11 protein-coding genes are annotated in these 14393 nt (G+C 61.2%); 6 read left to right on the forward strand and 5 right to left on the reverse strand.

All coding sequences use genetic code 11. From position 1 onward, the window contains the following. Nucleotides 1-34 precede the first annotated feature (34 nt). The 4 genes from rsmA to DOCECA_RS24945 are packed head-to-tail and all read right to left on the reverse strand — an operon-like array spanning nt 35 to nt 5934. Entirely contained in the window at nt 35-853 is an 819-nt protein-coding gene (gene rsmA, locus DOCECA_RS24930; RefSeq protein ID WP_445571239.1) for a 16S rRNA (adenine(1518)-N(6)/adenine(1519)-N(6))-dimethyltransferase RsmA, read from the reverse strand. Then, complete coding sequence (pdxA, locus tag DOCECA_RS24935) at nt 850-1839, reverse strand: 4-hydroxythreonine-4-phosphate dehydrogenase PdxA (protein WP_445571240.1); 990 nt, start codon at nt 1837-1839, stop codon at nt 850-852. The genes rsmA and pdxA overlap by 4 nt, the downstream gene beginning before the upstream one ends. Continuing rightward, nucleotides 1836-3152, reverse strand: a complete 1317-nt coding sequence (surA, locus tag DOCECA_RS24940) for a peptidylprolyl isomerase SurA (protein ID WP_420764872.1) — start codon at nt 3150-3152, stop codon at nt 1836-1838. Before surA ends, pdxA begins: the two co-directional genes overlap by 4 nt. Further along, complete coding sequence (locus DOCECA_RS24945; protein WP_445571241.1) at nt 3133-5934, reverse strand: LPS-assembly protein LptD; 2802 nt, start codon at nt 5932-5934, stop codon at nt 3133-3135. The genes surA and DOCECA_RS24945 overlap by 20 nt, the downstream gene beginning before the upstream one ends. A gap of 130 nt (nt 5935-6064) precedes the next feature. Between DOCECA_RS24945 and DOCECA_RS24950 the strand changes: the two genes are divergently transcribed. Genes DOCECA_RS24950 through DOCECA_RS24960 form a run of 3 tightly spaced genes read left to right on the forward strand, consistent with a single transcriptional unit; the run spans nt 6065 to nt 8527 of the window. Further along, nucleotides 6065-7090, forward strand: a complete 1026-nt coding sequence (locus DOCECA_RS24950) for an aminoglycoside phosphotransferase family protein (RefSeq protein ID WP_445571242.1) — start codon at nt 6065-6067, stop codon at nt 7088-7090. After that, nucleotides 7087-7758 (forward strand): N-acetylmuramate alpha-1-phosphate uridylyltransferase MurU, encoded by a 672-nt coding sequence (gene murU / locus DOCECA_RS24955; RefSeq protein ID WP_434609212.1) that lies wholly within the window; start codon nt 7087-7089, stop codon nt 7756-7758. The genes DOCECA_RS24950 and murU overlap by 4 nt, the downstream gene beginning before the upstream one ends. Before the next feature lies 1 nt (nt 7759). Then, nucleotides 7760-8527 (forward strand): TerB family tellurite resistance protein, encoded by a 768-nt coding sequence (locus tag DOCECA_RS24960; protein WP_420764868.1) that lies wholly within the window; start codon nt 7760-7762, stop codon nt 8525-8527. Between the two features lie 164 nt (nt 8528-8691). Here the strand turns inward: DOCECA_RS24960 and DOCECA_RS24965 are convergent, their stop codons facing one another. Beyond that, entirely contained in the window at nt 8692-9687 is a 996-nt protein-coding gene (locus tag DOCECA_RS24965; RefSeq protein ID WP_445571243.1) for an alpha/beta hydrolase family protein, read from the reverse strand. A gap of 74 nt (nt 9688-9761) precedes the next feature. Here DOCECA_RS24965 and DOCECA_RS24970 point away from each other — a divergent pair, with 74 nt between their 5' ends. The 3 genes from DOCECA_RS24970 to DOCECA_RS24980 all read left to right on the forward strand — a co-directional run bounded on the left by DOCECA_RS24970 (nt 9762) and on the right by DOCECA_RS24980 (nt 14363). Continuing rightward, nucleotides 9762-12158: a PAS domain-containing sensor histidine kinase gene (locus DOCECA_RS24970; RefSeq protein WP_434609218.1), complete on the forward strand. Its 2397-nt coding sequence runs from the start codon at nt 9762-9764 to the stop codon at nt 12156-12158. A 57-nt stretch (nt 12159-12215) separates the two neighbouring features. Continuing rightward, nucleotides 12216-12893 (forward strand): response regulator, encoded by a 678-nt coding sequence (locus tag DOCECA_RS24975; protein ID WP_420764865.1) that lies wholly within the window; start codon nt 12216-12218, stop codon nt 12891-12893. Nucleotides 12894-13238: 345 nt separating this feature from the next. Continuing rightward, nucleotides 13239-14363 carry an ABC transporter ATP-binding protein gene (locus tag DOCECA_RS24980; protein WP_420764864.1) on the forward strand — a complete coding sequence of 375 codons (1125 nt, stop codon included), beginning with the start codon at nt 13239-13241 and terminating at the stop codon, nt 14361-14363. Nucleotides 14364-14393: the final 30 nt, after the last annotated feature.

The raw sequence follows: 14393 nt of genomic DNA on the forward strand, positions 1-14393 counted from the left end.
AGACCGGCGTACTTCCCGATAACGGCCTCGCATGTCAAATGGCGTTGTCTTTTGGCGCGACCTGTTCACTGAGCTTGTCGGCCAGGCGCACGAAGGCCGCCAGGTCCAGTTGCTCGGGGCGCAAGCTGCCGTCAACACCCGCGGCTTCGATTTCAGCGCTGCTGAGCAGCAGTTTCAACGTGTTGCGCAGGGTTTTGCGACGCTGGTTGAAAGCTTCGCGCACTACGCGTTCCAGCAGGCGGTGATCCTTGGCCGGGTGCGGAAGGACCGCATGAGGTACGAGGCGGACGATCGCGGAATCGACTTTAGGGGGCGGGTTGAATGCTTCCGGGCCCACGTTGAACAAATGGTCGACCCGGCAATGGTACTGGACCATGATCGATAGTCGGCCCCAATCACCACCGCCAGGACCGGCGGCGAGGCGCTCGACCACTTCTTTCTGCAGCATGAAATGCATGTCGCGGATCAGTGCGGCATTGCTCAGCAGATGGAAAATCAGCGGCGTGGAAATGTTATAGGGCAGGTTGCCAACCACCCGAAGGCTGCCCGGCGCGGCGTCCAGGCTGTTGAAGTCAAACTTCAGTGCGTCGCCCTGGTGCAGGTTGAAATTGCTCTTGCCGGCAAATTGCTGGTTGAGAATCGGCACCAGATCCTTGTCCAGTTCCACCACGTCCAGTTGCGCGCCGCTACCGAGCAGGCCTTGGGTCAGTGCACCCTGGCCTGGACCGATCTCCAGCAGGCGATCATCGGGCTTGGCATTGATGGAACGCAGGATGCGGTCGATCACGCCAGCGTCATGCAAAAAATTCTGGCCGAAGCGCTTGCGCGCGCGGTGTTGGTATTGCTCGGTCATAAGTGGGTCTCGGCCATCTGGTAAGCGGTTTCCAAGGCGACTCGCAGGCTGCCGGTGTCGATCCTGCCGCTGCCGGCCAGGTCCAGGGCGGTGCCGTGGTCCACGGAGGTGCGGATGATCGGCAAGCCCAGCGTCACATTGACCGCCGCGCCGAAGCCTTTGTACTTCAGCACGGGCAAGCCCTGGTCGTGGTACATCGCCAGCACCGCATCGCAGTGCTCCAGATATTTGGGGGTAAACAGAGTGTCGGCAGGCAGCGGGCCACGCAGGTCCATGCCCTCGCTACGCAGGCGTTCCAATGTAGGTTCGATGATGTCGATTTCTTCACGGCCCAGGTGTCCGCCTTCGCCGGCATGGGGATTGAGCCCACACACCAGGATTCGTGGCCGGACGATGCCGAATTTTTCCTGAAGGTCGGCGTGCAGTATGCGCGTGACCCGTTCCAGGCGTTGCGGTGTGATCGCGTCGGCGATATCTCGCAAGGGCAGATGAGTGGTGACCAAGGCTACGCGAAGGCCGCGCGTGGCGAGCATCATCACGACTTGCGAGGTTCGGGTCAGGTCTGCCAGGAATTCCGTGTGTCCGGAAAACTGAATACCGGATTCATTGATGACACCCTTGTGTACCGGGGCGGTGATCATCCCGGCGAAAGCCCCATCCAGGCAGCCTTGGCCGGCGCGGGTCAGGGTTTCCAGAACAAACGCCGCGTTTGCCGTATCCAATTGACCGGTGACGACCGGTGCGCCTAGGGGCGTATCCCAGACATACAGGCTGCCCGCAGGTGCCGGGGCATCGGGCCAGGCGTCTGGCGTAACCAACCGCAGATCGACGGCCAGCCCCAGTTGCGCGGCCCGCTCGAGGAGCAGGTCGCGGCTGGTGATGGCAATCAGGGGGTGAGGCTGGGCTTGCGAGGCGAGCAGCAGGCACAGGTCGGGGCCAATGCCGGCAGGCTCGCCGGGGGTCAGCGCGAAACGCTTGGGTTTCACTGCGCGGCCTGGTCTGCACCAGGGAGTTTGATCTCGACGTAGGCTTCGTCGCGAATCTGGCGAAGCCAGGTTTGCAACTCTTCGTCGTATTTGCGGTTACGCAATACCGTCATCGCCTGTTGCTCGCGCGCCTGGGTGGTACTGTCCGTGGCGCGACGGCCAAGGACTTCCAGGACGTGCCAGCCGTAAGGGCTCTTGAACGGCTTGGACAGTTGGCCCTGGGGTGTTTCGGCCATGACCTGGCGGAACTCGGGGACCAGCGCATTCGGGTCGACCCAGTTCAGGTCGCCACCGTTAAGGGCGGAACCCGGGTCTTCCGAGAAGCTTTTGGCCAGCTCGGCGAAGTCTTCGCCGGCGGTGATCCGCTCGTAGAGCTTCTCGGCCAGGCGCTTGGTCTCGGCTTCGCTACGGATCTCGCTCGGCTTGATCAGGATATGGCGGACATGTACTTCGTCGCGCACCTGTGTGCCGCCGCCGCGTTTTTCCAGCAGTTTGAGGATGATGAAACCACCTGGAGTGCGGGCCGGCTGGGTGATGTCGCCCACGGCCATGGCGCTGAGCTCGCGATCAAACGGAGGCGGCAATTGAGCGGCTTTACGCCAGCCCATGTCACCACCTTCCAGGGCGTTCTCACTGCCCGAACGCGCCACGGCCATCTGGCCGAAGTCAGCACCTTGCTTGAGCTGCTGGTAAACATCCATCGCCTGGCGATAGGCACTCTGAATCGCTTCGGAGTTGGCGCTCTCGGGGGTTGGGATCAGGATGTTCGCCAAGTGCAGTTCTTCAGACAGCTGCATCTTGCCCAGGTCGGAAGCGAGGAAGTTCTTCACTTCCTGCTCGGACACCTGGATGCGCTCGGCCACGCGTCGCTGACGTACGCGGCTGATGACCATCTCACGGCGGATCTGGTCGCGGGCGTCATCAAAGGACAGGCCGTCGCGAGCCAGGGCGGCGCGGAACTGATCGATGGACATGTTGTTGCGCTGGGCAATGGTGCCGACGGCCTGGTTCAGTTCCTCATCGGTGATGCGGATACCGGAACGTTCGCCAATCTGCAGCTGCAGGTTTTCGACGATCAGGCGCTCGAGCACCTGCTGGTCCAGCACGCCCGGTGGTGGCAAGCCGCCGCCACGCTTGGCGATGGTTTGCTGCACTTCATGGACACGCTGGTCCAGTTGGCTCTGCATGACCACGTCGTTGTCGACGATGGCCACGACCTTGTCGATGGACTGTACCGCAGCGTTCGCTGCGGTACCCAGGAACAGCGCGCCCAGCATCAGCGGGCGCAGACAATCAGAAAGCTTGGTCTTCACGTTCACGATAACCTTGAATGCCTTTGTCGAGGAAACTCTCTACTTTGGCGCCGGTAAGGCCGCCGAGTCCCTTCAGAACAATTTGGAGGAAGACGCCGTGGTCGCCTTTTTCGTTTTGCGGGGCGGCTTGACTGAATTCTTCATAGTCGACCCAGTAACGGTTGATCAGGCGCAGTTTCCAGCAGCAGCTGTCATATTCGAAACCACCGAAGGCTTCCAGGGTACGGTTGCGGTTGTAGTCATACTGCCAGCGGCTGATGGCGTTCCACTGCGGCACGATCGGCCAGATGATCGAGAAATCGTGCTGCTTGATCTTGTAGTAGTCCTTCACGTAGTTCGGATCGCCCGGACGGCCATAGTCGCCACCGCCCACTTGCCATTGGCCGGTGGTTTGGTCGTAACGAATCTGGTCGTTGCGATAGCGATAACCGGCGTTGATAACCTTGTTCGGGTTGTCTTCCGGCTGGTAGTGGAACATCGCGCTGCCCGAGCGAGGGCTGTGGGTGTCCGGGTCCCAGTTGTACTCGGCCGTGGTGCGCCAGTCGCGGTTCCAACGATATTCGTATTCCAGCGCATAGGGCGAAACGTCGGAATGTGCATCGTCCCGAGTTCGGGCATCGATACCTGGCAACTGGACCTCACGATTCTTGAAGTACAGGGCCTGGCCAACACTGATGCGTTGACGCTCGAAGCCGTTTTCTTCGATCCAGCGGTTGGTGACGCCCAAGGACAGCTTGTTCTCGTCGCCGACACGGTCGGAACCGGTGAAGCGGTTATCCCGGAACAGCGAAGAGTAGTTGAAAGTCGATTCACTAGTGTCAAATACTGGAATATCGCTCTGGTCCTTCTCGGGTACATACAGATAGAACAGGCGGGGTTCCAGTGTCTGACGGTAGTTCTTGCCGAACCACTGGGTATCACGATCGAAATATAGACCGCTGTCGATGCTGGCGATTGGAACGCCACGGTTCTGGCTGCTGCTATAGGTGCCGTTCAGGCGATCGCCCTCAGCGCCTTGTGCGGCAATATCAGCTTTGCCCTGGCTATCAAGGTCCAGATCGTATTGAGTGTACTGGTACTTGAGCGATGGCTTGATGAAGCCATAACTTGCGTTCATTGGGAGGCTGACCACAGGTGCCAGATTCATCCGGTCGCCGGTGGCACGGGCCAGGCCGAAGACGTTGGTGTCGAGGAAAGGTTGTGAGGAGTCACCGTTTTCATTGGTGTAGTTCCCCGTCCTCAAATCACGATCAAAGCGCACGAACTCGGTGTTATAGGCAAAATCCAGGCCTCCCGGGTGTTGCGGCAGCGCACCGTTGAAAGTGATCTGTGGCAAGCGATCATAGGGGGTGATGTTCGAAATCGTGGCCATCTGATAGGCCTGCGCGTTCAAACGAGCAGTGAACGTGTCGCCGCGATAGCTGACCGCCCCTTGCTGGTTGACGAACTCCCTTGATTCGACACCGATCTGATCGGTCTGCAAGTCCTGGAAATAGTACGGGTCGCTGATCTTGGTGTAGTCGACTTCTGTCAGTACGCGTGAATCCAGGCCACCCTTGTGCTGCCAGTTGTACATGTAGCGGGTCTTGCTGTAGTCGGTCTGCCCGCTACGGTCATCATTTTCATCGTTGAGGTACGCCGCACCGAGCTGACCTTCGCTGGACTTGGTCAGGTAACGGAACTCGCCTTCCATCAACAAGCCGCGCTTGCTCATGTAGCGTGGGTACAACGTGGCGTCGTAGTTCGGCGCCAGGTTGAAGTAGTACGGGGTGACCAGCAGGAAGCCGGTATCGCTGCCGCTGCCGATGGTCGGCGGCAGGAAGCCGGACTGACGACGGTCGTCGATCGGGAAATAGATATAAGGCGTGTACAAGACCGGGAAGTCCTTGACCCGCAGCGTGACGTTGGTCGCGGTGCCGAAGCCCGTGGCCGGGTTCAAGGTGATGTTGTTGCCCTTGAGTGTCCACGCGTTGCTGCCCGGTTCGCACGTGGTGTACGTACCGTCCTTGAGGCGGATGATCGCGTTTTCGGCGCGGCGGGCGTACAGCGCGTTACCGCGGATGCGCGACTTGTGCATCACGTATTCGGCGTTGTCGACCTTGGCTTCACCGGTGTCCAGCTGCACATCGGCGTGGTCGCCGACAATCAGCGCGCCGTTGTCGCGGACCCGCACGTTGCCGTTCAGCTCGCCACGGTTCTCGGCCTGGTACAGGCTGGCCTCGTCGGCTTCGACCTGCATGCTGCCCTGGCGCATGACCACGTCGCCGGCCAGGGTCGCCACCTGCTGCTCCTGCTCGTAGCGCGAAGCCTTGGCGCCCAGGAAGGTCGGCGCGTCGCTCTTGGCGGTCTTGTCGTTCATGCCCGGGCGCGTCGGCTCGATGTACGCGCCAGCGCAGTAAGGACCGGTTTCAGCCAGTTGAGCGGGCGTGAGGTTCTCGCGCGGAACCCAGTCCAAGTGACTGTAGTCTTCACTGCGCGTCTTCAAGCCGCGGCCCTTGGCTTCGGTGACGAGCATCGGCTTGTCGCCGGCCACCTCGCCCGAATCGCTGTCGGCCGGTGCGCTGCCGCTGTCGGCAACCGCGCTGCCTTCATGCACGGGACGTGGCGGCAATGCAGCGGCCGGCGTCTTGGGTGAACAGTCCCAGGCACCCGAAGCGGAGACGGAACAGTCATACTGTTGCGCCGCAACGACGAATGAAGAGGCCAGGGGTTGCAGGGCCAGCAGACTGCCGGTAACCAGCAACGGAAATTTTTTACGAAACGCGGGGGATTTCAATGCCATCTTATTAGTCCGGGCTTCCTGCGTGCCATCTGCCCGCGGTGTGGGCCGCACGCCTCTCGATGGTCTGAAAAAGATGCTGGATAATAAAGCATGACCCGCTTGACGGCTAGCGCCGTCGGAGACCCTTGCAATGCCTGACCAAGATGTACGCTTGCAATACCTGAAAGTTTGGCTCGATGAGCAGTTACCGATCCTTTTCAATCAACAGGGGTGGGGGGGCGTACCCCCGGCCACGTTGACCGCGGCCAGCAGCGACGCGAGTTTCCGGCGATATTTCCGCTGGGAAGGCGCGGGCCGCAGCCTGATCGTGATGGATGCACCGCCGCCCCAGGAAAACTGCAAACCCTTCGTGGATATCGCGTTTTTGCTGGCGAAATCCGGCATCAACGTGCCAAAAATTTATGCCGAAGACCTCGATCGCGGTTTTCTTTTGCTCAATGATCTGGGTAACCAGACCTACCTGGATGTAATCAACGGCGAAAATGCCGACGATTTATTCCGCGATGCCTTGCAGGCATTGTTGGCTTTTCAGCAATTGCCTATGGTGGCTCCGCTGCCCAGTTATGACGTTGCTTTGCTGCGTCGCGAGTTGGAGCTGTTCCCGGAGTGGTACGTCAAGCGCGAGTTGGGCATCGAACTCGATGCGACACAGCAGCAACTTTGGCAGCAGGCTTGCGAACTGTTGATCAACAGCGCCCTGGCCCAGCCGAAAGTGCTGGTGCACCGCGACTACATGCCGCGCAATCTCATGCTCAGCGATCCCAATCCAGGTGTGCTCGATTTCCAGGACGCGGTCTACGGGCCGGTGACCTACGATGTGACCTGCCTTTTCAAGGATGCTTTCCTCAGTTGGCCCGAGGCGCGAGTGCGCGGTTGGCTGGAGGATTATTGGCAGCAGGCCGGTGCCCTTGGCATTGCTGTGCAGCCGGACTTCGAAGATTTCCTGCGGGCCAGCGACTTGATGGGCGTGCAGCGCCATCTCAAGGTGATCGGCATCTTCGCGCGCATTTGCCACCGCGACGGCAAGCCGCGCTACCTGAAGGACGTACCGCGCTTCTTCGACTATATAGAAGCGGTCATCGACCGCCGTCCTGAGCTGGCGCCGCTGGATGAGTTGCTCCGCAGCCTGCGCCAATCGGCCGGGGCAAATGCATGAAGGCGATGATCCTCGCGGCGGGCAAGGGGGAGCGCATGCGCCCGCTGACGCTTACCACGCCTAAGCCTTTGATCCGTGTCGCCGAAATTCCCTTGATCGAATATCACCTGCGGGCGCTGGTCGCCGCCGGGTTTGGCGAGATCGTCATCAATCACGCCTGGCTCGGGCAGCAGATCGAAGACCACCTGGGGGACGGCTCACGGTTCGGCGTGCGCATCGTCTATTCCCCGGAAGGCGAGCCGCTGGAAACCGGCGGGGGGATTTTCCGGGCGCTGCCGTTGCTGGGCGATGAAGCGTTTCTCGTGGTCAATGGCGACATATGGACTGATTTCGATTTCAGCACCTTGCCTCGTTCGCTCGACGCGTCGGCTCATCTGGTGCTGGTGGACAATCCTGAACATCACCCAGATGGCGATTTCGTCCTCACCGACGGAAAGGTTCATGAAGGCGCGTCCACGGCCGACAAACTGACCTACAGCGGTATCGCCGTCCTGCATCCGCGATTATTCGACGGTTGCGCGGCTGGCGCGTTCAAGCTCGCACCGTTGCTGCGCAAGGCCATGGACCATGGGCAGGTCAGCGGCGAGCGGCTGCAAGGTCATTGGGTAGATGTCGGAACCCTTGAACGTTTGGCGCAGATTGAAAAATTGATAGAAGCGAGCCGTTGATATGTGGTGGCCAGGGACTCTGATCGGAGCGGGAGCAGGCTTTGCCATAGCCAGCATCCCGGGGGCCATGCTTGGCGCATTGCTGGGACAGGCGCTGGACAGGCGCCTGAACGTCCACAGCTGGGCGCAAGTGCGTGAACGGCTGGGCGGGCGCCCGGCGTTGCGCAACGATGAATTATTGTTCGTGTTGCTCGGACGGCTGGCGAAAAGCGATGGGCGGGTTGTGGACGGTCACATTCAGCAGGCTCGCCTGGAAATGCGCGCCCTCGACTTGAGCGAACCGGCGCAGCGTCGTGCCATTGCGGCATTCAACCGAGGCAAGTCCGAGCATGATCGCTTGCGCGGTTATCTGCGTCGCCTCGCCACTCAGCCACACGCGGCCGAAGGCGTGCTTCGCGCCTGCTGGAGGATGGTCTGGGCCGACGGTCGCGCTGGCGCCAGCGAGCGCGAGTTGCTTGTCCAGTGGGGCAAATGGCTGGGCTGGACGCCGCAGCAGGTCCAGGCGTTGGCGATGGATTACGAACCGCAGAAACTGTCGCAACCCTCAAGCGGCGTGACTTATCAGGAGGCATTGCGATTGCTGGGTGTTTCGGCCACCAGCGAGCCGTCGCAAATAAAGCGGGCTTATCGCCGCTTGCTCAGCCGGCATCACCCGGACAAGATCGCCGGCAGTGGCGCCACGCCTTTACAGGTGCGTGAAGCGACCGACAGGACCCGAGAGTTGCACAATGCCTATCGTTTGATTCGCGAGCGGAGGGATTTCCGCTAATACTGGGTGCCTGTGGCGAGGGAGCTCGCTCCCGCTGGTTCGCGAAGCGGCGCCTCAACCTGGCGCCGAATTTCTTACAGTTGGCTGACGACTGCTGTGCAGCCGAGCGGGAGCAAGCTCCCTCGCCACAGATAGCTAGCGTGTCGCTTACCGCTGGGAAGGTCTCACTCCCCAGGGTTTTGCGGATTCAACCAACCCCGGACCCGACGGAACAATTGCTCTTGCTCCGCCGAACGGTTCGGCACGGCTTTGAGGGCAACCTGGCTGAAGGTCGATCCTTTCAGGCGTTTGCTCGCTTGCAAGCGCTCCAGTGCCGCGTTGCGGTCCAGTGGCTTGTCCATATAGAAGATATCGGCGGTCGCCAGCTTCAGGGTGGGTGTCAGCTCTGCCAGGCCAGGCTTGGCGGTTACCGGAGTCTGGGCCGCGACCATCACGAAGCGTTCGATCTGCGAGGGTTGCTTTTCGCTAAGGTAGCGCGCTGCCCAATAGGCGCCCGTGCCATGGCCTAGCAGCACAATGCTGCGGGCGCTCTGCTGTTCGGCGTAGGCCAGCGCCGCATCGATGCGGGCGAAAATGCGCTCGGCATCGGCGTTGGCGTGTTCTTCACCGGTTTCGGCGATGGCGGCATCCGCTGCCTCGGCTTCGCCCCCCGTCACTTGCTCGATCGGTGCGGCGGTGGAGGCGTCCGGTGCCGCGGCCGCGACGTCGGCGGGTTTGGTCTCGGGTGGCGTTTCCACTGTGCGCGGAGCGATGACGTCGCCTTGCAGGTCCGGCAGGGTGATACTCAGGCTGCTCCATTGGGCATCAGGCAGTTTCTTGCGCAGGGGGCCGACTGCTTGAGGCCAGTCAGCGGTTTCACCGGCGCCAGGGATGATGATGATGGCGCCCTTGGGCTCGCTGGTATTGGCTGGCTTCCACAGCGCGAGGAAGGCGTCGCTACCGGTTTGTAGCTGTTGCTGTTCTTGAGCGGGGACCTTTCTTACGAGCGCCGCCGCCTCTTCCTGGCTACGCTCGAGCAAGGGTTGGCGTTCGACCGGCTTTTCTCCAGCGGATGGTTCCACTGCGGCGGGTGCCGTTTCGCCAGCCTGCACAGAAAATGCACTCGGCAGGATCAGCGACAGGCACAATGCTGGCAACGCCAGGCGATAAACAGAGGGCATCGGATATTCCATGACCAGAAGTATTTCCGGCAGCCTAATGGGTTGGTCAGTATTTGTCAGTGCATGAGACTTCGATGATGCGTTATTGCTGCCTGTGGGTTATCGGCTGTTTATGGCTTCCCTTGATGGCTTGGGCTGCGCCTGCGCCGCAGGTTCATGGCGTGCAACTGAGTGCGGAACAGCGTCAATGGCTGACGCAACATCAACAGCTGCGGGTCGGCGTGGTATTGCAGGCCCCCTATGCACAATACGATCGGCGTTTACAGCGGTTGTCCGGTACCCATGTCGAGTTGATGCAATGGCTGGGCAAGACGTTGAACGTCGAGTTGACCTGGCGCAATTTCCAAGACGTCGCGCAGCTGGAAGCAGCGGTACGTGACGGCGAAATCGATGTCGCGCCCGGCCTGACCCAAACCCCGGTCGGGCTCAGGCTCTGGCAGTTTTCCGACCCTTACATGCGAGTGCCGCAATTGATCGTCGGCGCGCAGAAAAGCGCCGAGGGCGTGGAGCTGGAGAAGCTCGACGGCCAGGTCCGCGTTGCGGTGCGCATGCCCAGCGCCACGGCGGATTATCTGCGCAGCAATTACCCAGCGTTGAACCTGCAAGGGGTGCCGATGGAGCGCGAGGCGCTGCAATTGTTGCTGACCCAGCAGGCCCGGTTCGCGGTGGTCGATGAGGCGCAGCTGGGACGGTTGATGGTCGAGCCCGAGTTCTCGGAACTGGCGGTGGTGGGCGATATTGGGTCGCCACAGTTGCTACGGGTCGCCACGCGCCGGGACTGGCCCCAGTTGGCCGAAATTATCGACAAGGGGCTGCAAGCCATCCCGGCCAAGGAACTTGAGCAACTGCACAGTCGTTGGCTCAAGCCGAAATACCCGCGCCTGACCGAAACTCCGGGTTTCTGGCAGAACCTGACCTTGCTGTTGCTGGCATTGCTGCTCGCCAGCGTGGCCACTGTGTCTTGGCAACGCCGCCAGCAACGTGGACTGGAGCGCCGGTTGCGTGCCGCGCGAGAGGACATCGCCCAACGCACCGCCAGCGAAGCAGCCTTGCGGCTGACGCAGTTTTCCATCGATCAAAGTACGGTCGGCATCCTCTGGGTCAACTGGGACAGCCATGTGCGCTACGCCAACCGCGCCGCCGAAACCATGCTGGGCTACGGCCCGGGCGGGATCATCGACCGCCCGCTGATCGATTTCGAGCCGGGCTTGCACATGGACCGTTGGTTGAATTTGTGGAAGCGCGCCCGAGCCAGTGAAGACGGGCCGCAGAGTTTCGAGACCGAATGTGTGCGCGCCGATGGCAGCATCCTGCCGGCCGACGTTTCCCTGAGTTTCCTGCGTTTTCGCGATGCCGAATACCTGGTCGTCTACCTTAACGACGTGACGGAGCGTCGACGCGCATTGGCGGCTTTGCGTGAAAGCGAGGCGCGCCTGCAAGGCATCGCGGCGAACGTGCCGGGGTTGGTCTTTCGACTGGAGCGGGCTCCGGTGACTGGACAAATCGACTTTGCCTACATCAGCGAAGGCAGCGAAAGCCTGGTGGGCTACTCCCCGGCGACTTTGGCCCGCAGTGATACCGGTCTGCGCAGCCTGGTCCATCCGGACGACAAGGCCGATTACCACCGCACCCAGGACCAGGCGCTGGACAGCGACAGCGACTGGTCATGGCAAGGCCGCATCCTGACGCGCGAAGGGCAGCAACGCTGGGCCGAGATCAAGGCAATCACACGTCGTCTCGAGGATGGCGCCTACGTCTGGGACGGTATCGTCTGGGACATCACTGAAAGCAAGCGCATCGAACTGGAGCTGGCCAGCTCGCGTGAACAGTTGCGTGAGTTGTCGGCGCACCTGGAAAGCGTAAGAGAGGAAGAAAAAGCACGTATTGCCCGGGAGGTCCACGACGAGCTGGGCCAGATGCTGACGGTGCTGAAGCTGGAGACTTCCATGTGCGAATTGGCCTACGCGCAGCTGGATCCTGGCCTGCAGGAGCGGCTCAACAGCATGAAGCGCTTGATCGCCCAGCTGTTTCAACTGGTGCGAGACGTGGCCACAGCGTTGCGCCCACCTATCCTGGATGCTGGTATCGCTTCGGCCATTGAATGGCAGGCACGGCGCTTCGAGGCGCGTACCCACATCCCGTGCCTGGTGCAGGTGCCTGACAACTTGCCACCGTTGAGCGACGCGAAGGCCATCGGTCTGTTCCGGATTCTCCAGGAAGCGCTGACCAATGTGATGCGCCACGCCCAGGCGCATACTGTGGAACTGACGCTGACCCAGGAAGGCGGCCATCTATGCCTGACGGTCAGCGATGACGGTGTAGGATTCATTGCCGACGCCAGTAGGCCAACGTCCTTTGGTTTGGTTGGCATGCGTGAGCGTGTGTTGATCATGGGCGGACAGTTGACTCTGGACAGCGAGCCGGGGGAGGGGACGACCTTGTCGGTGCGCGTGCCGTTGGGTGAGGCATGACGGGAGTGGTTATCCGGGGTGACCGCATCGCGAGCAAGCTCGCTCCCACATGGATTAATGTTACGCGAGCTTGCTCGCGATGAGATTCTGAATCTGGAGAACAATGTGATCCGTGTACTGGTAGCCGAAGACCACACCATCGTCCGCGAAGGGATCAAGCAGTTGATCGGCCTGGCCAAGGATCTGGTGGTGGCGGGGGAGGCGAGCAATGGCGAACAACTGCTCGAGACCCTGCGACACGTGCCCTGCGAAGTCGTGCTGCTGGATATTTCCATGCCGGGCGTCAACGGCCTGGAGGCGATCCCACGGATCCGGGCGTTGAACAACCCGCCGGCCATCCTGGTGTTGTCCATGCATGACGAAGCGCAAATGGCGGCTCGCGCCCTTAAGGTCGGCGCCGCCGGCTACGCCACCAAGGACAGCGACCCGGCATTGCTGCTCATGGCGATTCGAAAGGTCGCTGCCGGCGGACGCTACATCGACCCGGACCTGGCCGACCGCATGGTCTTCGAAGTGGGCCTGACCGACACCCGACCGCTGCATTCCCTATTGTCGGAGCGCGAGTTCTCAGTCTTCGAACGCCTCGCCCAAGGCGCCAATGTCAACGACATCGCCCAGCAACTGGCCCTGAGCAGCAAGACCATCAGTACCCACAAGGCGCGGCTGATGCAGAAACTCAACATCACCTCGCTGGCGGAACTGGTGAAATACGCGATGGAGCACAAGTTGCTCTGAATCCCACCATCGTCCCCTTGTGGGAGCGAGCTTGCTCGCGATAGCGTCGGACCATTCAGCGCATAGGTAGCTGACAGACCGCCATCGCGAGCAAGCTCGCTCCCACAGGGTTTGTGTCGGCATATCCATTTGCGACACGCCCCAGCACAGCGCTTGCCCCGGTTTGCAGCTCGCTGCTTGAAACTTGCCACTGCACTTATCCAATCCCGCCACCCGTGTAGGGAGATCCCTACCCCGACTCTTCCATCCGGCTGAGGCGATTCTCTCCTGCGGCCCGATTTGCGCGGGTCCCGGGCTCCACTAGGCTTGGACTCACAAGCAGTCATCAATACAAAAGGTGCGGGTATGAGCCAGGTCGATTCAAGCGCGGGGGCCAGTGATGTGCTGGTCAGCTTTCGTGGTGTGCAAAAGAGCTACGACGGCGAGAACCTGATCGTCAAAGACCTCAACCTGGACATTCGCAAAGGCGAATTCCTGACCCTCCTCGGACCTTCCGGCTCCGGCAAGACCACCAGCCTGATGATGCTAGCCGGTTTCGAGACTCCGACCGCCGGTGAAATCCTGCTGGCTGGCCGTTCCATCAACAACGTGCCGCCTCATAAGCGCGACATCGGCATGGTGTTCCAGAACTACGCCTTGTTTCCCCACATGACCGTCGCCGAGAACCTGGCCTTCCCGTTGACCGTTCGCGGCTTGAACAAGAGCGATGTCGGTGATCGGGTCAAGCGAGTCTTGAGCATGGTCCAGCTGGAAACCTTCGCCCAGCGTTATCCGGCGCAATTGTCCGGTGGCCAGCAGCAGCGCGTGGCCCTGGCCCGGGCGCTGGTGTTCGAGCCGCAACTTGTCTTGATGGACGAACCCCTTGGTGCATTGGACAAACAGCTGCGCGAACACATGCAGATGGAAATCAAGCACCTGCACCAGCGCCTCGGCGTCACCGTCGTCTACGTGACGCACGACCAGGGCGAAGCCCTCACCATGTCTGACCGTGTGGCCGTGTTCCACCAGGGTGAGATCCAGCAGATCGCCCCGCCGCGCACACTGTACGAAGAACCGAAAAACACCTTCGTCGCCAACTTCATCGGCGAAAACAACCGCCTCAACGGCCGCCTGCACAGCCAGACCGGCGATCGCTGCCTGGTGGAGTTGGGGCGCGGTGAGAAAGTCGAGGCCCTGGCCGTCAATGTCGGCCAGCCTGGCGAGCCGGTCACGCTCTCGATCCGGCCGGAGCGGGTGAGCCTCAACGGCTCCAGCGAACAATGCGTCAACCGCTTTTCAGGGAGGGTGGCGGAATTCATCTATCTGGGCGACCACGTCCGGGTTCGCCTGGAGGTCTGCGGCAAGAACGACTTCTTCGTGAAACAGCCCATTGCCGAGCTCGATCCCGCGCTCGCCGTCGGGGACGTGGTTCCGCTTGGCTGGCAAGTCGAGCATGTGCGTGCGCTCGATCCCCTTTTAGAGGCGAACTGATCGCCCCCCTGCTGTACCAACACCAACCCT

It is taken from the genome of Pseudomonas sp. E102, assembly GCF_052660185.1.

Bases quoted from the DNA above. Each gene is read 5' to 3' on its own strand.
- DOCECA_RS24950 (WP_445571242.1), top strand. From the start codon at position 6,065: ATGCCTGACCAAGATGTACGCTTGCAATACCTGAAAGTTTGGCTCGAT.
- rsmA (WP_445571239.1), bottom strand. From the start codon at position 853: ATGACCGAGCAATACCAACACCGCGCGCGCAAGCGCTTCGGCCAGAAT.
- DOCECA_RS24980 (WP_420764864.1), top strand. From the start codon at position 13,239: ATGAGCCAGGTCGATTCAAGCGCGGGGGCCAGTGATGTGCTGGTCAGC.
- DOCECA_RS24965 (WP_445571243.1), bottom strand. From the start codon at position 9,687: ATGCCCTCTGTTTATCGCCTGGCGTTGCCAGCATTGTGCCTGTCGCTG.
- DOCECA_RS24970 (WP_434609218.1), top strand. From the start codon at position 9,762: ATGATGCGTTATTGCTGCCTGTGGGTTATCGGCTGTTTATGGCTTCCC.
- DOCECA_RS24960 (WP_420764868.1), top strand. From the start codon at position 7,760: ATGTGGTGGCCAGGGACTCTGATCGGAGCGGGAGCAGGCTTTGCCATA.
- murU (WP_434609212.1), top strand. From the start codon at position 7,087: ATGAAGGCGATGATCCTCGCGGCGGGCAAGGGGGAGCGCATGCGCCCG.
- DOCECA_RS24945 (WP_445571241.1), bottom strand. From the start codon at position 5,934: ATGGCATTGAAATCCCCCGCGTTTCGTAAAAAATTTCCGTTGCTGGTT.
- DOCECA_RS24975 (WP_420764865.1), top strand. From the start codon at position 12,216: ATGTTACGCGAGCTTGCTCGCGATGAGATTCTGAATCTGGAGAACAAT.